At 70.4% G+C, this 19,847-nt stretch carries 19 protein-coding genes; 10 read left to right on the top strand and 9 right to left on the bottom strand.

The window, feature by feature from the left end; translation table 11 throughout:
* The first annotated feature begins 5 nt into the window (after positions 1–5).
* The 3 genes from M2157_RS27305 (at position 6) to mscL (ending at position 2,153) form a co-directional block, all read left to right on the top strand.
* Positions 6–839 carry an S-methyl-5'-thioadenosine phosphorylase gene (locus M2157_RS27305; protein ID WP_280858220.1) on the top strand — a complete coding sequence of 278 codons (834 nt, stop codon included), beginning with the start codon at positions 6–8 and terminating at the stop codon, positions 837–839.
* Between the two features lie 165 nt (positions 840–1,004).
* The gene (locus M2157_RS27300; RefSeq protein WP_280859046.1) at positions 1,005–1,541 is read left to right on the top strand and encodes a hypothetical protein; all 537 of its coding nucleotides are present in this window, start codon (positions 1,005–1,007) and stop codon (positions 1,539–1,541) included.
* A 138-nt stretch (positions 1,542–1,679) separates the two neighbouring features.
* Positions 1,680–2,153: a large conductance mechanosensitive channel protein MscL gene (gene mscL, locus M2157_RS27295; protein WP_266518113.1), complete on the top strand. Its 474-nt coding sequence runs from the start codon at positions 1,680–1,682 to the stop codon at positions 2,151–2,153.
* 22 nt (positions 2,154–2,175) lie between these two features.
* On the opposite strand, the gene M2157_RS27290 is transcribed toward mscL, so the two are convergent.
* Positions 2,176–2,352, bottom strand: coding sequence for a hypothetical protein (locus tag M2157_RS27290; RefSeq protein WP_266518110.1), 177 nt, complete (start codon positions 2,350–2,352; stop codon positions 2,176–2,178).
* 113 nt (positions 2,353–2,465) lie between these two features.
* Between M2157_RS27290 and M2157_RS27285 the strand changes: the two genes are divergently transcribed.
* The 4 genes from M2157_RS27285 to M2157_RS27270 all read left to right on the top strand — a co-directional run bounded on the left by M2157_RS27285 (position 2,466) and on the right by M2157_RS27270 (position 7,461).
* The gene (locus M2157_RS27285) at positions 2,466–3,665 is read left to right on the top strand and encodes a low temperature requirement protein A (RefSeq protein ID WP_280866434.1); all 1,200 of its coding nucleotides are present in this window, start codon (positions 2,466–2,468) and stop codon (positions 3,663–3,665) included.
* A 95-nt stretch (positions 3,666–3,760) separates the two neighbouring features.
* Positions 3,761–4,786, top strand: coding sequence for a P1 family peptidase (locus M2157_RS27280; RefSeq protein ID WP_280866433.1), 1,026 nt, complete (start codon positions 3,761–3,763; stop codon positions 4,784–4,786).
* Positions 4,787–5,310: 524 nt separating this feature from the next.
* Entirely contained in the window at positions 5,311–6,537 is a 1,227-nt protein-coding gene (locus tag M2157_RS27275) for an Ig-like domain-containing protein (RefSeq protein WP_280858224.1), read from the top strand.
* 177 nt (positions 6,538–6,714) lie between these two features.
* Positions 6,715–7,461: a DUF6227 family protein gene (locus M2157_RS27270; protein WP_280858225.1), complete on the top strand. Its 747-nt coding sequence runs from the start codon at positions 6,715–6,717 to the stop codon at positions 7,459–7,461.
* 65 nt (positions 7,462–7,526) lie between these two features.
* Here M2157_RS27270 and M2157_RS27265 read toward each other — a convergent pair whose 3' ends face one another.
* From M2157_RS27265 to M2157_RS27245, 5 genes are all read right to left on the bottom strand, one after another.
* Entirely contained in the window at positions 7,527–7,781 is a 255-nt protein-coding gene (locus M2157_RS27265) for a hypothetical protein (protein ID WP_280858226.1), read from the bottom strand.
* A 99-nt stretch (positions 7,782–7,880) separates the two neighbouring features.
* Positions 7,881–9,950 carry a fructose-specific PTS transporter subunit EIIC gene (locus M2157_RS27260; RefSeq protein WP_280866432.1) on the bottom strand — a complete coding sequence of 690 codons (2,070 nt, stop codon included), beginning with the start codon at positions 9,948–9,950 and terminating at the stop codon, positions 7,881–7,883.
* 127 nt (positions 9,951–10,077) lie between these two features.
* A complete protein-coding gene (gene pfkB / locus M2157_RS27255) occupies positions 10,078–11,025 on the bottom strand; it encodes a 1-phosphofructokinase (protein ID WP_280858228.1) in 948 nt (315 codons plus the stop codon).
* Positions 11,022–11,783: a DeoR/GlpR family DNA-binding transcription regulator gene (locus M2157_RS27250; RefSeq protein ID WP_266563544.1), complete on the bottom strand. Its 762-nt coding sequence runs from the start codon at positions 11,781–11,783 to the stop codon at positions 11,022–11,024. The genes pfkB and M2157_RS27250 overlap by 4 nt, the downstream gene beginning before the upstream one ends.
* Before the next feature lie 193 nt (positions 11,784–11,976).
* Positions 11,977–13,509: an MFS transporter gene (locus tag M2157_RS27245; RefSeq protein WP_280866431.1), complete on the bottom strand. Its 1,533-nt coding sequence runs from the start codon at positions 13,507–13,509 to the stop codon at positions 11,977–11,979.
* 62 nt (positions 13,510–13,571) lie between these two features.
* Between M2157_RS27245 and M2157_RS27240 the strand changes: the two genes are divergently transcribed.
* A complete protein-coding gene (locus M2157_RS27240) occupies positions 13,572–14,546 on the top strand; it encodes a YafY family protein (RefSeq protein ID WP_280858230.1) in 975 nt (324 codons plus the stop codon).
* 427 nt (positions 14,547–14,973) lie between these two features.
* Here M2157_RS27240 and M2157_RS27235 read toward each other — a convergent pair whose 3' ends face one another.
* Positions 14,974–15,972, bottom strand: a complete 999-nt coding sequence (locus M2157_RS27235) for a sigma-70 family RNA polymerase sigma factor (protein ID WP_280866430.1) — start codon at positions 15,970–15,972, stop codon at positions 14,974–14,976.
* Between the two features lie 193 nt (positions 15,973–16,165).
* Between M2157_RS27235 and M2157_RS27230 the strand changes: the two genes are divergently transcribed.
* Positions 16,166–16,765 carry an N-acetyltransferase family protein gene (locus tag M2157_RS27230; protein WP_280866429.1) on the top strand — a complete coding sequence of 200 codons (600 nt, stop codon included), beginning with the start codon at positions 16,166–16,168 and terminating at the stop codon, positions 16,763–16,765.
* Here the strand turns inward: M2157_RS27230 and M2157_RS27225 are convergent.
* Positions 16,713–17,504 (bottom strand): class III extradiol ring-cleavage dioxygenase, encoded by a 792-nt coding sequence (locus tag M2157_RS27225; RefSeq protein ID WP_280858233.1) that lies wholly within the window; start codon positions 17,502–17,504, stop codon positions 16,713–16,715. The genes M2157_RS27230 and M2157_RS27225 overlap by 53 nt on opposite strands.
* A 117-nt stretch (positions 17,505–17,621) precedes the next feature.
* Between M2157_RS27225 and M2157_RS27220 the strand changes: the two genes are divergently transcribed.
* Positions 17,622–18,131 carry a MarR family transcriptional regulator gene (locus tag M2157_RS27220; RefSeq protein ID WP_280858234.1) on the top strand — a complete coding sequence of 170 codons (510 nt, stop codon included), beginning with the start codon at positions 17,622–17,624 and terminating at the stop codon, positions 18,129–18,131.
* 106 nt (positions 18,132–18,237) lie between these two features.
* On the opposite strand, the gene M2157_RS27215 is transcribed toward M2157_RS27220, so the two are convergent.
* Complete coding sequence (locus tag M2157_RS27215) at positions 18,238–19,779, bottom strand: MFS transporter (protein WP_280858235.1); 1,542 nt, start codon at positions 19,777–19,779, stop codon at positions 18,238–18,240.
* Positions 19,780–19,847: the final 68 nt, after the last annotated feature.

The following is a 19,847-nucleotide window of genomic DNA, read 5'->3' as shown; positions in this document are numbered from 1 at the left end:
TGGTCATGGCGAACGCAGAGATCGGTGTAATCGGCGGCTCCGGCTTCTACTCGTTCCTCGAGGACGTGACCGAGGTCCAGGTGGACACCCCCTACGGTCCGCCCAGCGATTCCCTCTTCCTCGGCGAGGTCGCCGGCCGACGGGTCGCGTTCCTGCCCCGGCACGGACGCGGCCACCATCTGCCGCCGCACCGGATCAACTACCGGGCCAATCTGTGGGCGCTCAGGTCGGTGGGGGCACGGCAGGTCCTCGGCCCGTGCGCCGTGGGCGGGCTGCGCCCCGAGTACGGCCCGGGCACGCTGCTCGTGCCGGACCAGTTGGTCGACCGTACGAAGTCCCGGGCGGGAACGTACTTCGACGGGCTGCCGCTGCCGGACGGCGGTGTGCCGAACGTGGTGCACGTGTCGCTGGCCGACCCGTACTGCCCCGTCGGGCGGGCGGCCGCACTGAAGGCGGCTCGCGGCCAGGACTGGGAGGCGGTGGACGGCGGCACGCTCGTCGTGATCGAGGGGCCGCGGTTCTCGACCCGCGCCGAGTCGGTGTGGCACCAGGCCCAGGGCTGGTCGGTGGTGGGCATGACCGGCCACCCCGAGGCGGCGCTCGCCCGTGAACTGGAGCTCTGCTACACGTCGTTGACCCTGGTCACCGATCTCGACGCGGGCGCCGAGACCGGCGAGGGCGTCTCGCACGACGAGGTGCTGCGAGTGTTCGCGGCGAACGTGGACCGGCTGCGGGGCGTGCTGTTCGACGCGGTGGCGGCGCTGCCTTCGAACGGGGAACGGGACTGCCTGTGCGTGAACGCGCTGGGCGGGATGAATCCGGGGTTCGAACTTCCCTGATCTCGGACTTCCCTGATCTCGAACTTCCCTCGCGGGGACGGAAGTTCTCGTTCGGGTGAGGGAGTTTTCCACAACCGGTCGGTAGTCCACCGGCCTCGGCGGGATCCGGCGCGAAGCCTCATCGTGGCAGCGCAAGCCGATGTCTCGTCGCTGGTGGTGGTCCTCATGTCCTTCGCTCCGTCCCCCTCTCCCCTCGTTCCCCTCCCGCTGGGTACCGACGCTCCCCCGACCTGCGAGGTCCCGCATTTCGCGCCGGTGCGGGTGCGCGGCGGGCGCCGGCAGCTACGACGGTTCGTACGGCACCGCGGGCGGGCCCTGGCCCTCGGTCTGGCCGTCACCGCGGCCGCGCTGGTGGCGGCGGGCCCGCGGGGCGACGACGGGGCGCGGGGGCATCCGGCAACCGACCAGGTACGCGAGCGCCGTGCCGTGGAGACGGTGTCGGCGCCGGTGCGGATCGCCGACGGTGCGACGGTCCGGCTGCTGCGCCCCGGGGACCGGGTCGACGTCATCGCCGCCGAGGAGTCGGCGCTGGGCGGGGATGCCCGGGTGGTCGCGCGCGGGGCGCGGGTGACGAAGGTGCCGGAGCCGCTGGACGGTGTGACCGAGGGCGGGGCACTGGTCGTGCTCTCGGTGCCGCGGTCGACGGCGGCACGCCTCGCGGGCGCGAGTGCGACGGCACGGCTGGCGGTGACGCTGTGTTGAGCTGTGCGACCCGTCCGTTGCGGGAGTCTCGGTCAAGGGCCGCTTTCGAGCTACCCAATTGGACAGGGTCACCTCGCGTTGACGTAGGTTGCGGAGCTGTTTGTTCCACAACCTGTGCGTGCGAGAAGAGGCATCTAGGTGAGCGAGAAGAAGCCGAGCGTCCTGGAGGGCTTCAAGGCCTTTCTGATGCGCGGGAACGTCGTCGATCTGGCTGTCGCGGTGGTCATCGGCGCAGCCTTCACCAACATCGTCAACTCGGTGGTGAAGGGGATCATCAACCCGCTGGTCGGAGCGATCGGCACCAAGAACCTCGACAGTTACAGCTCGTGTCTCGAGGCCCCGTGCAAGGTCGCGGCGGACGGCAGCGTGCTGAGCGGCATCCCGATCAGGTGGGGCTCCGTGCTCGGCGCCACGCTCAGCTTCGTGATCACCGCGGCCGTCGTCTACTTCCTGATGGTCCTGCCGATGTCGAAGTACCTGGCTCGGATGGAGGCCCGCCGCAAGGCGAAGGAGGGCACGCACGAGGTCATCGAGGTGACCGAACTGGAGGTCCTCAAGGAGATCCGCGACGCCCTGGTCGCGCAGCGGGGCTCGGGCCACGACGGGCGCTAGCGAGGTGGGCCGGACGCCTCACTCAGAGGTGGTGGGGCGGCTTCTCGTCGAGGAAGCGCTTCAGGTCGGCCGCGCTGTCGGTGCGCGGCCGGTCGCCCCAGCCCCGGTCGGTGTCGTCCGGGGACTGCTGGTCCAGCGGATCGTCGAAGACCAGCGCGGGCTTCGGCGCGGAGGGCGCGGGGTCGGGGGCGGTACTCACAGGTCCAGGGTACGGCAGCGGTCCCGACCGCTCGTATGACGCGGATCCCGCTCCCGGGCGGCTTGTGAACGGGTGCAAGGGAATTTCCGGCCGGTATCTGCTGTGCTTGGGCCATGACGTCCAGTCCGACGCGCAGTCCACTGCGCAGACTCACCGCCCGCGGCCGGGACGAGGCCCACAGGGTCGCCTCGCCCCTGGAGCTCTTCTTCGACCTGTGCTTCGTCGTGGCCATCGCCCAGGCGGGCGTGGGCCTCGTGCACGCCATCGCCGAGGGCCACGCCGGCGAGGGGATCCTCAACTACGCGATGGTCTTCTTCGCCATCTGGTGGGCGTGGATGAACTTCACGTGGTTCGCCTCGGCGTACGACAACGACGACGCGCTCTACCGGGTCGTCACCCTGGTACAGATCGCCGGTGTCCTGGTGCTGGCGGCCGGGGTGTCCCGGGCGTTCGAGGACCACGAGTTCCTGGCCGTGTTGCTGGGCTATGTGATCATGCGGCTGGCGCTGATCACGCAGTGGCTGCGGGTGGCGCGTTCGAGCGAGGGCCCGGAGCGGACCATGGCCCTGCGGTACGCGTTCGGCGTGCTGCTGTGCCAGGTCGGCTGGCTGGGGCTGGTGGTGCTGCCAGAGGGCGGCCGGGCCTGGGTCTTCCTGGTGATGGCGGTGCTGGAGATGTGTGTGCCGCCCTTCGCCGAGAGGGACCATCCGACGTCGTGGCATCCGCACCACATCGCGGAACGGTACGGGCTGTTCACGATCATCGTGCTCGGCGAGACGATCGCCGCCGCCACGGTCGCCGTGAAGTCAGGCATCGACGAGAACGACGCGCTGGACGAGCTGCTGCCGATCGCCATGGGCGGACTGCTGATCATCTTCGCCGCCTGGTGGATCTACTTCGTGGTGCCCATCCACGGCCATCTGCGCTCCAACAAGCAGGCGTTCCTGTGGGGATACGGCCACTACCTGGTGTTCGCCTCGGCCGCCGCGATCGGGGCGGGCCTGGAGGTGGCGGTGGAACAGACCGTCGGCAAGGCACACATCTCGACACTGGCCGCGTCGGCCGCGGTGACCCTGCCGACCGCCCTCTATCTGCTGACCGTCTGGGCCCTGCACTCGCGGTATTTCAAGGTGGGCATCGCGCAGCAACTGGTGTTGCCGGTCACGGCGTTGCTGGTGATCTGCTGCACCTTCCTGGGCGACTGGGCGGTGCTTGCTGCGGGCATCGTGGCGACGCTGGCGGTGGTGACCGGGACGACGTTGACCGCACGTATGGCGGCCAGGGAGCGCGGGGAGCCGGTTGGGGCTGCGTGACCTGGTCCGGCCCGGGCCACCTCGGTCGGCTGGGCCGCGAGGGGTTCGGACCGCCGGTTCTGAGGAGTGCGGCGGGGCTGGACGAGACTGGTTCCATGACAGTTGACGCTCTGACGGATGTCGCCGGGGTGCGCGTGGGGCACGCGACGCGCACCGGCGACGGTTGGCTCACCGGCACCACCGTCGTGCTCGCCCCGGAGGGCGGAGCCGTCGCCGCGGTGGACGTACGCGGTGGAGGTCCCGGCACCAAGGAGACCGACGCGCTCGATCCGCGCAACCTGGTGCAGAAGGTCGAGGCGATCGTGCTGACCGGGGGCAGCGCGTACGGGCTCGACGCGGCCTCCGGGGTGATGGCCTGGCTGGAGGAGCGGGGGCGGGGGGTGCGGGTGGGGCCGGATCCCTCGCATGTGGTGCCGGTCGTGCCTGCCGCGTGCGTCTTCGACCTGGGGCGGGGCGGTGACTTCCGGGCCCGGCCGGACGCGGCGACCGGGCGGGCCGCCGTCGAGGCCGCCGCGGCGAGTGCGTTCGGTGCGCAGGTGCCGGAGGGATGTGTGGGGGCGGGGACGGGGGCCGCGGTCGGGGCGATGAAGGGCGGGGTGGGGACGGCGAGCGTCGTCCTCCCCTCGGGGATCACCGTGGCGGCGTTGGTGGTGGCCAACGCGGTGGGGGCGGTGTCCGATCCGGAGACGGGAGTGCTGTACGGGGAGTTGTTCGACGGGCGGGTGCGGTATCCGGAGGAGGGGGTGCATGACGCCGCGCGCCGGCGGCTCGCCGAGACCGCGGCGAGGAGTGCGCCGCCGCCGCTGAACACCACGCTCGCGGTGGTGGCCACCGACGCGGACCTGTCGAAGGCGCAGGCCCAGAAGGTGGCCGGGACCGCGCACGACGGCATCGCGCGAGCCGTGCGGCCGGTGCACCTGCTGCATGACGGCGACACGGTGTTCGCCCTCGCCACGGGGATGCGCCCCCTCGACCCCGGGGATCCGCTCGCGCTCAACCCCGTGCTCGCCGCGGGGGCGGATGTGGTGACACGGGCGATCGTGCGGGCCGTGCGGGCGGCGGAGTCGGTGGAGGGGGTGGGTGGAGTGTGGCCGGCCTACCGGGAGCTGTACGAGGCGTGATGCCTCCGGCGGTTGGGCGGGGGTGCCTGCGGCGCCTGTGCGGCTGGGTGGGGGCGGGCGTTCTGCGTGCGGCTGGGTGGGGGCGGGCGTTCTGCGTGCGGCTGGGTGGGGGCGGGCGTTCTGCGCAGTTCCCCGCGCCCCTGAGTGCCTGCGGCGGCCCGTGCCGGTTCGGTGGGGGCTGGTGTAGCGCGTGCGGGTGTGTTGGGGGTCGGGGCCGTACGCGGCCAACGGCCCGTCGTAGCGCGCGGTGCGGCCAACGGTCCGTCGCGGCGAGGGGTGACTGCACTCCCCAGGGGCGCGGGGAACGGCGCGACCGGCCCCCACCGGCCTGCACACGCCCGACGACCCCTACCCGGCACCCCCATAGGCGCCCAGGCCAACCTCAAGCGCACCCCAGCATTCCGTCCGGGTTCTGTCACGGCATGGCATTCGTCGCGTTGTCAGGGAACCCGGGCGGGGACCGGGTCCCTCTTTCTTCACGGAGTGGAGCGGACAGCGCACATCACAAGAATCTGGAGCATCTCGTGACAACGCCGGACATAGCAGCGCGGCGCGCACTGGGGGCCTGTGCCGTCCTGATGGTCGGCGCCCTCACCCTTACAGCGTGCGGAGGCGGCTCCGACGCCAAGAGCGAAGGCAAGGGCGGCAAGGACCCCGCGAAGACCTCCGCGGCGGATATCGCCATCTCCGCCAAGAACGGTTCGACGGGCGCGTCGATCAACTCGACCGGCGTGAAGGTCAGTGACGGCACGCTGACCGGCGTGAAGATGACGGTGGCGGGCACGGGGCAGGACGTGCCGGGGTCGTTGGCCGCGGGCGGAAAGAGCTGGAAGCCCACGGAGCAGTTGGAGCGCGGGACGAAGTACCAGATCGCCGCCACGGCGAAGGACTCGGACGGCAAGTCCGTGACCGAGAAGTCCGTCTTCACGACCGTCTCCAAGGCGAACAGCTTCATCGGGACGTACACGCCGGACAACGGGACGACGGTCGGCGTGGGGATGCCGGTGTCGTTCAGCTTCGACAAGGCGATCAGCGACAAGAAGGCCGTGCAGTCGCACATCACGGTGACGTCCAGCAGCGGGCAGCAGGTGGTCGGGCACTGGTTCGGGACGCAGCGCCTCGACTTCCGGCCCGAGGAGTACTGGAAGGCCGGCTCCAAGGTCACGATGAAGATCGACCTGGACGGGGTCAAGGGCGCCAACGGCGTCACCGGTGTGCAGGAGAAGACCGTCAGCTTCACGATCGGGCGCTCCCAGGTTTCCACGGTGGACGCCGACACGCAGACCATGAAGGTCGTACGGGACGGGCAGACCATCAAGTCGGTGCCGATCTCGACGGGCAGCCCGGAGTTCACCACGTACAACGGGCAGATGGTGATCTCCGAGAAGTACAAGAAGATCCGCATGGACAGCCGGACGGTCGCCCTGGCCAACGCGTACGACATCCCCGATGTCCCGGACGCGATGCGGCTGACGCAGTCCGGGACCTTCATCCACGGCAACTACTGGTACAACAAGGGCAATCCGCCGTTCGGGCGCCAGGGCACCAGTCATGGCTGCGTCGGGCTGCAGGACGTGAAGGGCGGCCAGGGGGACACTCCGGCGAAGTGGTTCTTCGACAGCTCACTGATCGGGGACGTGGTGATCGTGAAGAACTCCCCCGACAAGACGGTGGCGCCCGACAACGGGCTGAACGGCTGGAACCTGTCGTGGAACGAGTGGGTCGCGGGGAGCGCCGTCAGCACCTCCTGATCATGGCAAAGCCCTTCTGACCGGGGCTTTTTGACGGATCTTCGGGCCGCGTGGGAACTTCCCGCGCGGCCCGGGCGTTTTCCGGGCGTACGTTTTCTCGGTTCCCGGACATGATGTCCGACCGAGGGGCTACGGTATGCACCCACAAGGTGACATGCAGCAACGCCGGGAGAAACCTTGAGCGTTCCGTACGAGACGGCAGCGTACGAACAACCCGAGTCGCCCGAGTCTCCGGAGGAGCACCTCGCGCGGCTCCTGGGTCGTGCCCTGAACTCCTTCGAGCTGCCCGACGAGACGATTCGGCGACTGGACTGCGCGCTGGCGCACGACAGTTCGCTGCACTCCGCGCACCACAGCGCGGGGCTGCACCGTGAGACGTACCGGCACACGTGGCTGCTCGCCGACGGTTCGGCGCTCACTCTGTGGGAGCTCGTCCACAACACCGCGCGGGACAGCGTTCCGCAGCACGAGGTGTACGTCGACGAGGAGGAGGTGCGTGCGGCGACCGCGCGGCTGCCGTTACCGCCGGACACCCCGGACTTCGAGCTGCCGGTGACGGTGCAGCTCGCAGCCGTGCAGACACCGCGGCACGCATACGCCCCGGACGACTCGGCGGACCACGCGCGCCGGCTGCTGCGCCGCGCGGAGAACGCGGACCGGCCGGGGCCGGAGACGGCCGCGCTGCTGACCGAGGCGTTCGCGCACCAGATCACGCAGGCGTTCGGGCGCCCGAGCCGGGCGGGGCGCGCCGGACTGGGCTTCTCGCTGTACGAGCACGCGTTCCTGCTGCGCGACGGCGCGGAGATCTCCCTGTGGGAGGTCGAGCACACGGCGACGCCCGACGGGCGGCACATGTGCGAGGTGTACGTCACCGAGGACGCGGCCCGCGACGCCATGGAGCGGCGCGCGGCTCAGGTCTCCTGAAGGGCTCACGCCCCCGCACGAGCGCCCACGTACAAATCCCCGTAGGCCCCGCTCCGGCGCCCGGGTCAGCGGCCGCCGCTGAGCTGTCGTACCAGACCCGCGAACGCGTCCTCCTCCGCCGGGGTCAGCTCGACGGACTCGCGGCCGGGGCCGGTCTGTCGCTGGTGGGGCAGGGCGGGCAGGCCATGGCCGGAGCGCCACAGCGCGGCCTCTCGGCGGCCGCGGCGCAGCATGACGGCCAGCCCGATCACCCAGGCGACGGCCACCAGGACGAGAAGGGTCATACCAAGCAACTGGTAGACGGACACATGCTCAGGCATGCGTTCCAGTAGACACCACGGCCCGGGACGATGGTCCCGGACCGTGACGTATCTCGCAGGTGCCGTGAACAACTCACAGCCGCCCCAAAGGGGCAGGGGTTACGCGGCGACCGGCTGCTTCTGCTCGGCCGTCGGGGCGCCGGCGGCCTCCGTCGCCGCGGTGGCCGCTGTCCCCGCGGCCGGCTTGCGCATGCTCTTCAGGACGACCACCAGACCGGTCGTGACGCACACGCCCGCCGCGATGGCGATCAGGTAGAGGAACGGGCTGCCGATCAGCGGGACCACGAAGATGCCGCCGTGCGGGGCGCGCAGGGTGGCTCCGAAAGCCATCGACAGGGCGCCGGTGACCGCTCCGCCCGCCATGGAGGCGGGGATGACGCGCAGCGGGTCGGCCGCGGCGAACGGGATCGCGCCCTCGGAGATGAAGGAGGCGCCCAGGACCCAGGCCGCCTTGCCGTTCTCGCGCTCGGTCTGGGTGAAGAGCTTCTTGCGGACGTTCGTTGCCAGCGCCATGCCCAGCGGCGGGACCATGCCCGCGGCCATCACGGCGGCCATGACCTTCATCGCGGAGTCGCTCGGGTCCTGCACGGCGATGCCGGCGGTGGCGAAGGCGTACGCGACCTTGTTGACCGGGCCGCCGAGGTCGAAGCACATCATCAGGCCGAGGAGCACGCCGAGCAGGATGGCGTTGGAGCCGGAGAGGCCGTTGAGCCAGTCCGTCATGCCCTTCTGGGCCTCGGCGATGGGCTTGCCGACCACCACGAACATCAGGAAGCCGACGATCAGCGAGGAGATCAGCGGGATCACCACCACCGGCATGATGCCGCGCAGCACCGGTGGGATCTTGATCCGCTGGATCGCGAGGACCACACCACCCGCCAGCAGACCGGCGACCAGGCCGCCCAGGAAGCCGGCGGCGATCTGCGAGGAGATCATTCCGCCGACGAAGCCGGGGACGAGACCGGGGCGGTCCGCCATGCCGTACGCGATGTATCCGGCGAGGACCGGGATGAGGAAGCCGAAGGCGACCCCGCCGATCTGGAACAGCAGGGCGCCCCAGCTGTCGATCTCGGTCCAGGAGAAGTGCTTCATGACCGAGGGCGCGTCGGCGATCTTCCAGCCGCCGATCGCGAAGCCGAGAGCGATCAGCAGACCGCCCGCGGCGACGAAGGGGACCATGTAACTGACGCCGGTCATCAGCCACTTGCGGAGCTTGGTGCCGTAGCTGTCGCCGGACTCGCCGGCCCGCTCGACCGGCGTGGAGCCGGGTCGGCCCGCCGCGCTGACCTCGCCGCGCTCGGCCTTCCCGCGGACCTCGGTGATGAGTTCGGCCGGGCGGTTGATGCCCGCTTTCACACCGACGTCGACGGTGGGCTTGCCGGCGAAGCGGTCCTTGTCGCGTACGGGGACGTCGTGCGCGAAGATCACGCCGTCCGCGTCCGCGATGACCGCCGGGTCGAGCCGGGTGAAGCCGGCCGAGCCCTGCGTCTCGACGACGAGTTCGACGCCCGCCTCGCGGCCGGCGTTCTCCAGCGACTCGGCCGCCATGTAGGTGTGGGCGATGCCGGTCGGGCAGGACGTGACGGCGACGATCCGGAAGGGGCGCGTGTCCCGCGCCGGCTCGGCTGCCGTAGTGGCCGTTGCGGCATCGGCGGAGGCCGCCGCCGATGCCGCAACGGAGTCTTCACCGGCACCCGCGGGGGCCTCGGTGGCCGCCTCCGCCGGTGCCTCGTCCCCGCGGATCAGCGCCGCGGCGCTCTCCGCGTTCCCCGCCGACCGCAGGGCGTCCGTGAACTCGGCGTTCATGAGCTGGCGCGCGAGCGAGGACAGGATGGTCAGGTGGGCGTCGTCCGCGCCGGCCGGTGCGGCGATCAGGAAGATCAGGTCGGCGGGACCGTCCGCCGCGCCGAAGTCGATGCCGGCCGAGCTGCGCCCGAAGGCGAGCGTCGGCTCGGTGACGTGTTCGCTGCGGCAGTGCGGGATGCCGATGCCGCCGTCGAGGCCGGTGGGCATCTGTGCCTCGCGGGCGGCCACGTCGGCGAGGAAGCCCTCCAGGTCGGTCACCCGGCCCAGGGCGACCATGCGCTCGGCGAGGGCACGCGCCGCGGCTTCCTTGGTGTCGGCGGACAGGTCGAGATCGACCAGGTCCGCGGTGATCATGTCGCTCATCGCGGGCTCCTTCGCACGCGTATCGCCCGGGGAGTGGGGTGGGCGGTGGGGAGGGGGACGGGGGTGCAGCGGTGTGGGGGTTCGGGGGTGGTGAGAAACACCACCGTGGTGGAAAGCATCGGGCGGGTCACGACACCGGCTCCTTCAGCACGCGGTCCATCGGCACCTCGGCCGTGACCGTCACCGCGGCCGGGTCCAGGTCGTCCGGCGTCGGCATCTCGCTGCCGGGCAGCTGGACGGCCGCCGCCCCGTGCGCGACCGCGGAGGCGAGGGCCTCGGGGCCGCTGCCGCCTGCGATCAGGAAGCCGGCCAGCGACGAGTCGCCGGCGCCGACATTGCTGCGTACGACCTCCACGTGCGCGCTGCCGAACCAGGCGCCCGAGCCGTCCACGAGCAGCTGCCCGTCGGCGCCCAGGCTGGCGAGCACGGCGCGCGCGCCCATCTCCCGCAGTTCCTCGGCCGCCTTCACGGCGTCGCCCACCGTGGCGAGGGGGCGCCCGACGGCCTCCGCGAGCTCCTCGGCGTTCGGCTTCACGACGTCGGGCCGTTCGCGCAGCGCCTCAAGGAGCGCGCGTCCCGAGGTGTCCAGCGCGATCCGCGCACCACCGGCGTGCGCCCGTGCGACCACCTCGGCGTACCACGACGGCGCGAGCCCCCGGGGCAGGCTTCCACAGCACGCGATCCACGAGGCGTCGCGCGACTGCTCGCGCACGGTCTCCAGCAAGAGCTCCTGCTCGGCGGCGGACAACTCCGGACCCGGCGCGTTGATCTTCGTGAGCACCCCGTCCGACTCGGCGAGCGCGATGTTCGAGCGGGTGGCGCCCGCGACCGGCACCGGCGCGACCTCGATGCCCTGCGCGTCGAGCAGGTCGGCGACGAGCGCCCCCGGCGCTCCACCCAGGGGCAGGACGGCGACCGTGCGCTGCCCGGCGGCCGTGACGGCGCGTGAGACGTTGACGCCCTTGCCGCCGGGGTCCATGCGTTCACCGGTGGCGCGGATGACCTCGCCGCGCTCCAGGGACGGGACCTCGTACGTACGGTCCAGGGACGGGTTCGGGGTGACGGTGAGGATCATGCGCGCACTACTTCCGTGCCGCCGCGCTCGATCACGGCGGCGTCCTCGGGGCTCAGCCCGCTGTCGGTGATCAGCAGGTCCACATCGCTCAGGTCGCCGAAGCGGGCGAAGTGCTCCTGGCCGTGCTTGGCCGAGTCGGCGAGCAGGACCACCCGGCGGGCGGCGGCGATCGCCGCGCGCTTGACCGCGGCCTCGGCGAGGTCGGGGGTGGTGAGACCGTGATCGGCGGAGAAGCCGTTGGCCGCCACGAAGAGGACATCGGCCCGGATCTCGCCGTACGCCCGCAGCGCCCACGCGTCGACCGCGGCGCGCGTACGGTGCCGTACGCGCCCCCCGACGAGGTGGAGCTGGATGCCGGGGTGGTCCGCGAGGCGGGCCGCGATCGGCAGGCTGTGGGTGACGACGGTGAGCGAGGCCTCCAGCGGGACGGCGGCGGCCAGGCGGGCGACGGTCGTACCGGCGTCGAGGATCAGGGTGCCCTCGGTCGGCAGTTCCGCGAGGGCCGCCTTGGCGATGTGGTCCTTCTCGTCGGCCGCGGTGGTCTCGCGCTCGGCGAGGTCCGGCTCGAAGTCGAGGCGCCCTGCCGGAATGGCCCCGCCGTGCACCCGGCGCAGCAGCCCCGCACGGTCGAGGGCCTTCAGGTCCCGGCGGATCGTCTCGGCCGTGACCTGGAACTCCTCGGCCAGTGAGACGACGTCGACCCGCCCGCCGTCACGAGCGAGCCGGAGGATCTCCTGCTGACGCTCCGGTGCGTACATGTCCGTTCGCCTCCGATCCATGCCCGAACGTGTGGTTTCAGACGGAGGCTACGCCTACATTTCTGGAAAGTAAACAGGTTCGGGCACGATCCGGGCATGAACGGACTTCCGGTTCTGTCCGCGCGGGACGGAAGACGACGTCAGAAGGGCCCGGCACCTGACGACAGGTACCGGGCCCCACACCGAGCGACCCCTACACGAGCTCGGGCGCCTTCTCCTCCACCACGTCAAGCTCCGCCCCGGCGTCGGCCCCCTCCACGTGCTGCGCGGGCCGCTTCGGCAGCGCGAACATCAGCAGGAAGATCACGCCCATCACCGCCGCGACCCATCCGAGCGCGTGCTGGAAGGCGTCCACGAAGGCCGGGCCCACCTGAACGGGTCGCAGGTCGTCGCCGATGACGCCGAAGAACACCACGGACACCAGCCCGAGTCCGAGCGCGTTGCCCATCTGCTGCACGGTGTTGATGAGCCCCGACGCCGAACCGGCGTGCTCGCGCGGCACCTCCGAGAGCACCGCGTCCGTCAGCGGCGCGACGATCAGACCCATGCCGACACCCATCACGACCAGCGGCAACGCCATCTGCCATGAGCTGATCGCCATGCCGTACCGCTCGGCCTCCCAGAGGTAGAGCAGCACACCCACCGCCATCAGCAGCGCACCGGCCTGGAGCACGTTGCGCCCGAAGCGCGGGACGAGCTTCTGCACCGACAGACCCGCCGCCACGGAGACGGCGATCGAGAACGGCACCCCCGTCAGCCCCGCACGCAGCGGGCTCCAGCCCAGCCCGGTCTGCATGTACAGCGTCCACACCAGGAAGAAGATGCCGAGCCCGACCCCGAACACGGTCTGCACCGCGATGCCGGCCGCGAAGCTCTTCACCTTGAACAGCGACAGCTCGACCAGCGGCGACCCGTCCCGGGCGCCCTTCCGCTTCTCGTACGCCACCAGCGCGGCGAAGACGAGGGGCGCGGCGGCCATCGACACGTACCCCCACAGCGGCCAGCCCAGTTCCTCGCCGCGGGTCAGCGGGTAGAGCAGCAGCAACAACCCCACCACCACGAGTCCGACGCCCACCAGGTCCAGCTTCAGTGCCCGCGGAGCCTTGGACTCGGTGATGAAACGGCTGCCGAGCACGAGCCCGACGATCCCGACCGGCAGGTTGATGAGGAAGATCGGCCGCCACTCGAGCCCGAACAGGTTCCATTCGGTCAGCAGCGCGCCGAGCAGTGGACCGGAGACGGCCCCGAGCCCCACGATCGCGCCGAAGAGTCCGAACACCTTCCCCCGCTCGTGCGCCGGAAAGGTCGCGTGCACGATCGACAGGACCTGCGGCACCATCATCGCCGCCATGCCGCCCTGCAGGATCCGGGCCGCGACCAGCATCTCCGGGTTCGCGGCGAACCCGCACAGCGCCGACGCGAGCGTGAACCCGCCGATGCCGACGAGGAACAGCCGCTTGCGCCCGTGGATGTCACCGAGCCGCCCGCCCGTGATCAGTCCCGCGGCGAAGGCGAGGGCATAGCCGGCGGTGATCCACTGGATCTGGCTGACGGAGGCACCGGCGTCCTGCCGGATGGACGGGATGGCGATGTTGACGATGGTGACGTCGACGAGGTCCATGAAGGCCGCGGTCATCACGATGGCGAGGGCGAACCAGCGACGCCGGTCGCCCGTGGCGGGAGGCGCGTCGAGGGTGCCCGAAAGGGTGGTCCCGGTGGAGGTCATGCCTTGAAACTACGACCCCATTAGGTCAGATCATGTCCTAGTTCTACGGCATCCTCGAACTCATGACGACGGACACCCCGGCACGGCTCCTGACGCTCCTCTCCCTCCTCCAGACGCCCCGTGAATGGCCCGGCGGTGAGCTCGCCGACCGCCTCGGGGTCTCCCGCCGCACGGTCCGACGGGACATCGACCGCCTCCGCGAGCTGGGCTATCCCGTCCAGGCGACGAAGGGCTCCGACGGCGGCTACCGGCTCGTCGCGGGCAAGGCCATGCCCCCGCTCGTCCTCGACGACGAGGAGGCGGTGGCCATCGCGGTCGGGCTGCGGGCGGGGGCGGGGCACGCGGTCGAGGGGATGGACGAGGCGTCCGTACGGGCGCTGGCGAAACTGGAACAGGTCCTGCCGTCCCGCCTGCGGCACCGCGTGTCCACCCTCCAGGCCGCGACGACTCCGCTGACCAGCGGGGACGGGGCGAGCATCGCGACCGAGACCCTGACGGTGATGGCGTCCACGGTGGCCGGGCACGAGCGGCTGCGGTTCGCCTACCGGGCGAAGGACGGGGCGGAGTCCCGACGCGTCGTGGAGCCGTACCGTCTGGTCTCCACCGGGCGACGGTGGTACCTCGTCGCCTACGACCTCGACCGCGGCGACTGGCGGACCTTCCGGGTCGACCGGGTGAACGATCCCTTCGCCACGGGGGCGCGGTTCGCACCGCGGGAGTTGCCGACGGGGAGTGCGGCGGAGTACCTGCGGCAGTCGATGTACCGCCGTCAGGAGACGTACGAGATCGCCGTGACGTTCGAGGCGGATGTGACGGTGGTGGGGGCCCGGCTGCCGGCGTGGATGGGGGTGCCGGAGCCTCTCGGGGAGGGGCGGTGCCGGTTGCGGGCGACTGTGGGGGACGCGGTGGAGTGGATGGCGGTGCGGTTGGCGATGACGGGGGTGGAGTTCCGTGTGGAGGAACCGGCGGAACTGGTCTCTGCGGTACGGGAGTTGGGTGAACGGTTGGTCCGGGCGGGTCGCGTGCGCGGGGCTTGAGCCGGGCGCCTAGGGTGCTGCAGTCACCCGCACCACGAACGGACCGATCCTCACCCTCTCGCACCACGACGGACCTGCTCACAACCGGCGCACCATGCCGATGTGACAGAATCTGCCGTCCGGTGGGTCACCCCGTGGTTCAGGTACGGGGTGACCCACCGTTCGGTTTTGCGGGGGCGCAAAAAGAGCCGGACCCCGGCGCCCGGGGGGAGGGGCGCCGAAGTCCGGCTCGGGGAGAGTCCCGGCGCCGGGGGGGGATTGCGTCGGGACTTGGTTCAGGAGGGTCCGAAGGCTCCGGAGGGGTGACCTCCGGGACCCGAACACCTGGACCCTGAAGTCTTGTTCCCAGGGTCCGCCAGGTTGAAGCGGCCTAGTACAGCCATGTTTACGCGGTCTTTCGCCACCCGGCGTACGCGGGCAGACCCGCCTACGCCGCCGCGTCGAACCCGGTGTCCCGCGCCAGCTTCTTCAGCTCCAGCAGGGCGTGCTTCTCGATCTGCCGGATCCGCTCGCGGGTGAGCCCGTGCTCCTTGCCGACCTCGGTCAGCGTGCGCTCGCGCCCGTCATCGATGCCGTACCGCATCTTGATGATGGAAGCGGTGCGCTGGTCGAGGCGGCCGATGAGGTCGTCCAGTTCCTCGCTGCGCAGCAACGTCAGCACCGACTGCTCCGGCGAGACCGCCGAGGTGTCCTCCAGCAGGTCACCGAACTGGGTGTCGCCGTCGTCGTCCACCGACATGTTCAGCGAGACCGGGTCGCGGGCCCAGTCCAGGACGTCGATCACGCGCTCCGCGTTGGAACCGAGCTCCGCGGCGATCTCCGCGGGCTCCGGGTCGCGGCCGTGCTCGCGGTTGAACTCGCGCTGCACACGGCGGATGCGGCCCAGTTCCTCCACGAGGTGGACGGGCAGCCGGATGGTGCGGGACTGGTCGGCGATGGAGCGGGTGATGGCCTGACGGATCCACCAGGTCGCGTACGTCGAGAACTTGAAGCCCTTGCGGTAGTCGAACTTCTCGACCGCGCGCACCAGGCCGGCGTTGCCCTCCTGGATCAGGTCGAGCAGGGGCAGACCGCTGCGGGGGTAGCGGCGGGCCACGGCCACGACCAGGCGGAGGTTGGAACGGATGAACACGTCCTTGGCGCGCTCACCCTCCTCCACCAGGGCCTCCAGCTCCTCGCGGGTGGCGTCCGCCTTGGCTTCCTCGTACCCGTCGAGGACCTGTCGGGCGAACACACCCGCCTCGATGATCTGGGACAGCTCGACTTCCTTGGCGGCGTCGAGCAGCGGCGTACGCGCGATCTCGTCGAGGTACATGCCGACCAGGTCGCGGTCGGCGATCTCGCCGCCATGGACGCGAACACTGCGCGCCGCGTCGGTCGACCCGCCGGTGGCGGACTTACGACGGGCGACGGCACGGGTTGCCATGCGTGCTCCCTTGCGATGTTTGGGTCAGCGGGTGGTCCTTCGGACGCTGGGTCCCGGCTCCGGTTGCTTCCGGACTCTCCTCGGGTGCCCTGCATCCGATGGAAACAACGACTGGAAACCGGACAGAATTCCCAAGGCGTGCCGCTATTTTTCTGATCTTGCAGTACCCTGTCCGGCCACACGAGGAGGCGTGATGTCGTCGCAACCTACAGAGGTGCAGGTCAGGCCGGGAGCCGAAAGCGACCTCAAGGCCCTCACCGACATCTACAACCACTACGTTCGTGAGACGCCCATCACATTCGACACCGTCGTCTTCGCTCCGGAAGAGCGCCGCCCTTGGCTGCTCTCCCACCCTGAAGACGGCCCGTACCGCCTGAAGGTTGCCACCGACACGGACCCGACAGGAACCTCACAGCGGATCCTCGGGTACGCCACATCCAGCCCCTTCCGTGCCAAGCCCGCGTACGCGACCTCCGTGGAGGTCACCGTCTACCTCGCCCCGGACGCGGGCGGCCGGGGCATCGGCACCCTCCTCTACAAGGCCCTCTTCGAGGCCCTGGCCGACGAGGACCTGCATCGCGCCTACGCGGGCATCGCACAACCCAACGAAGCGTCCACGCGGCTGCATGAACGCTTCGGCTTCCGGCACGTCGGCACCTACCGGGAAGTGGGCAGGAAATTCGGCCGCTACTGGGACGTGGCCTGGTACGAAAAGGCCCTCCAGACCCCGCGAGAGGACGTCAGCCGAACTGCACCGACCGCTTCGCCATCCCGAACCAGAACCCGTCGATGACGGACTTCTGCGCGTCCAGCTCGCCGCTCACGTCCGCCGCGCCCATCGTCACGAACAGCGGCGCGAAGTGCTCGGTGCGCGGATGGGCGTAGCGCCCGGCCGGAGCCTTGTTGAGGAAGTCCAGCAGGGAGTCCACGTCCCGCGTCTCCAGCGCCCGCCTGCCCCAGTCGTCGAACTCCGAGGACCAGGTGGGCACTCCGGAGCCGACGTGACGCAGGGCGGCGAGGTTGTGGGTGAAGAAGCCGGAACCGACGATCAGGACGCCCTCGTCGCGCAGCGGGGCGAGCTTGCGGCCGATCTCCATGAGCCTGACCGGGTCGAGGGTCGGCATGGAGATCTGCAGGACGGGGATGTCGGCCTCGGGGAACATCTCGACGAGGGGGACGTACGCGCCGTGGTCCAGTCCGCGGTCCGGGATGTCCTGCACGGGGATGCCGGGGGCGCGCAGCAACTTGCGTACGGACTCGGCGAGTTCGGGGGCGCCGGGGGCGCCGTACGTCACCTGGTAGTAGTGCTCGGGGAAGCCCCAGAAGTCGTAGACGAGCGGGACGGTCCGTACCGCGCCGAGGGCGAGGGGGGCCTCCTCCCAGTGGGCGGAGACCATGAGGATCGCCTTGGGGCGGGGCAGGTCCGCGGACCACGCGGCGAGCTCGCCGGGCCAGATCGGGTCGTCGGCGAGCGGCGGCGCGCCGTGACTCAGATAGAGGGCGGGCATGCGCTCCAGCGTGTCGGCGGACATGGCGGGGACTCCTCCGGTACTTCCGTTGCGGGTGGTGCTTCAAATTTAAAGCTTCTTGATATGACTGTACGCCTCATTTGTTTAAGCTTCAAGGAGAGAGCTCGTAGAGTGGGATACATGAACACGGCATCCGTCCCCGACGAGGAGCCCCAGTGGCTCGACGACGAAGAGCAGCGCATCTGGCGTTCCTATGTGCACGCCACGACCCTCCTCGAGGATCACCTCGACCGCCAGCTCCAGCGGGACGCCGGCATGCCGCACATCTACTACGGGCTGCTCGTGGGGCTGGCCGAGGCCCCGCACCGGCGGCTGCGGATGACCGAGCTGGCCATGAAGGCGAAGATCACCCGGTCCCGCCTCTCCCACGCGATCGCCCGTCTGGAGCGCAACGGCTGGGTGCGCCGGGAGGACTGCCCGGACGACAAGCGCGGCCAGTTCGCGGTGCTCACGGACCCGGGCCTGAAGATGCTGCAGGGCGCCGCTCCCGGCCATGTGCGGGCCGTACGCAACGCCGTCTTCGACCGGCTCACCCCGGAACAGCAGAAGTCCCTCGGCGAGATCATGCAGATCGTCGCCGAGGGACTCCAGCCGAACGAGGCGGGCGCGGATCTGCCCTGGCTCCGCTGAGCCGCTCACTCAGCAGGACCAGGGCAGTTCCTGGGGTCGTACGTACGGGGCGTCCCCTTCCCCGTACGTACGTGGTTCTCGAAGGGGTACGACCGGCCGGCCGCCGTCAGTGGGCGACGACCGGGATCGCCAGCTCCTCCTCGGCGCCCTCTCCGGACCCGGCCACGGTGGCCGTGTCCGTGCGGCCGGCGTTGACGAGGGTCACGACGATCACCGCGGCGAGCACCAGCATGCCGACGGCGAACCAGATCGCGTTGGTGTAGCCGTGCACCTGGCCCTCCAGCGTCACCAGCTGCTGCTGCGACCTGGAGGTCGCGGAGCCGATGTGGTCGGCGATGTAGGAGGTCGTGGCCGACGCGGCGATCGTGTTCAGCAGGGCCGTACCGATCGCACCGCCCACCTGCTGCGAGGTGTTGACCATCGCGGAGGCGACACCGGCGTCCCGGGGCTCGACGCCCAGGGTGGCCAGGGACATGGCCGGCATGAACGCCGTACCCATGCCGAGACCGAGCAGCAGCATCGCCGGCAGGATGATCGAGGCGTACGACGAACCGATCTCCAGCTGGGTCATGAGGAGCATGCCGACCGCGGCGACCAGGAAGCCGGGGCCCATCAGCAGCCGCGCCGGGACGCGGGTCATCAGACGGGCGCCGATCTGGGTCGAGCCGACCATCATGCCGACGATCATCGGCATGAAGGCGAAGCCGGTCTTGATCGGCGTGAAGCCCTTCACGATCTGGAGGTAGTAGGTGAGGAACAGGAAGGTGCCGAACATCGCGATGATCGCGATACCGAGCGAGAGGTAGATCCCGCCGCGGTTGCGGTCGGTGATGACGCGCAGCGGCAGCAGCGGGGCCTTGGTACGGGCCTCGGTGACGACGAACGCGATCAGCAGGACCGCGGAGGCGACGAACATGCCCACGGTCAGGGAGTCGCCCCAGCCGTTGGACTCGGCGCGGGTGAAGCCGTAGACCAGCGCGACCAGGCCCAGGGTGGACAGCAGGACGCCCGGGATGTCGAGCGGGTTGCGGTTGCGGCTGCCCTCGGGCTCACGGATGACGAAGTACGCGCCGAGCGCGGCCACGATCGCGAACGGGATGTTCACGAAGAAGGTCCAGCGCCAGTCCAGGTACTCGGTCAGCACACCGCCGAGGATGAAGCCCACGGCACCGCCACCACCGGCGATCGCGCCGTAGATGCCGAAGGCCTTGGCGCGCTCCTTGGCGTCCGTGAACATCACGGCGAGCAGGGAGAGCGCGGCGGGCGCGAGCAGCGCGCCGAAGACGCCCTGGAGGGCACGGGCGCCGAACATCATGGCGCCGCTGGTGGCCGCGCCGCCCAGTGCGGAGGCCAGCGCGAAGCCGATCAGGCCGACCACGAAGGCGTTCTTGCGGCCCCACAGGTCGGCTATGCGGCCACCGAAGAGCAGGAGACCGCCGAAGGCGAGGGCGTAGGCCGTGACGACCCACTGACGGTTGCCGTCGGAGATGCCCAGGTCGGTCTGGGCGGACGGCAGGGCGATGTTCACGATGGTCGCGTCGAGGACGACCATCAGCTGGGCGAGCGCGATGAAGACGAGCGCTTTCCAGCGGTTGGCGTCACCGGACGTGGCCGGTGCGCCGGGAGCCTTTGCGGCTGTTTCAGACATGGGGGTACCCACTCCGGTACTTCGGGACGGAAAAAAGATGTCTTGAGGGGACGGTCCGTCTTCGGTGA

Source organism: Streptomyces sp. SAI-127 (assembly GCF_029894425.1).
In the GTDB taxonomy this organism is placed as follows: domain Bacteria; phylum Actinomycetota; class Actinomycetes; order Streptomycetales; family Streptomycetaceae; genus Streptomyces.
Note: the sequence above shows the minus strand (reverse complement) of the source record. Positions and strands in the feature narration are given on the sequence as shown.

Coding starts and splice junctions, on each gene's coding strand:
- pfkB (WP_280858228.1), bottom strand. CDS start 11,025: ATGATCCTCACCGTCACCCCGAACCCGTCCCTGGACCGTACGTACGAG.
- M2157_RS27285 (WP_280866434.1), top strand. CDS start 2,466: ATGACGTCCAGTCCGACGCGCAGTCCACTGCGCAGACTCACCGCCCGC.
- M2157_RS27265 (WP_280858226.1), bottom strand. CDS start 7,781: ATGCCTGAGCATGTGTCCGTCTACCAGTTGCTTGGTATGACCCTTCTC.
- M2157_RS27300 (WP_280859046.1), top strand. CDS start 1,005: ATGTCCTTCGCTCCGTCCCCCTCTCCCCTCGTTCCCCTCCCGCTGGGT.
- M2157_RS27235 (WP_280866430.1), bottom strand. CDS start 15,972: ATGGCAACCCGTGCCGTCGCCCGTCGTAAGTCCGCCACCGGCGGGTCG.
- M2157_RS27260 (WP_280866432.1), bottom strand. CDS start 9,950: ATGAGCGACATGATCACCGCGGACCTGGTCGATCTCGACCTGTCCGCC.
- M2157_RS27230 (WP_280866429.1), top strand. CDS start 16,166: ATGTCGTCGCAACCTACAGAGGTGCAGGTCAGGCCGGGAGCCGAAAGC.
- M2157_RS27250 (WP_266563544.1), bottom strand. CDS start 11,783: ATGTACGCACCGGAGCGTCAGCAGGAGATCCTCCGGCTCGCTCGTGAC.
- M2157_RS27225 (WP_280858233.1), bottom strand. CDS start 17,504: ATGTCCGCCGACACGCTGGAGCGCATGCCCGCCCTCTATCTGAGTCAC.
- M2157_RS27215 (WP_280858235.1), bottom strand. CDS start 19,779: ATGTCTGAAACAGCCGCAAAGGCTCCCGGCGCACCGGCCACGTCCGGT.
- M2157_RS27245 (WP_280866431.1), bottom strand. CDS start 13,509: ATGACCTCCACCGGGACCACCCTTTCGGGCACCCTCGACGCGCCTCCC.
- M2157_RS27220 (WP_280858234.1), top strand. CDS start 17,622: ATGAACACGGCATCCGTCCCCGACGAGGAGCCCCAGTGGCTCGACGAC.
- M2157_RS27280 (WP_280866433.1), top strand. CDS start 3,761: ATGACAGTTGACGCTCTGACGGATGTCGCCGGGGTGCGCGTGGGGCAC.
- M2157_RS27240 (WP_280858230.1), top strand. CDS start 13,572: ATGACGACGGACACCCCGGCACGGCTCCTGACGCTCCTCTCCCTCCTC.
- M2157_RS27305 (WP_280858220.1), top strand. CDS start 6: ATGGCGAACGCAGAGATCGGTGTAATCGGCGGCTCCGGCTTCTACTCG.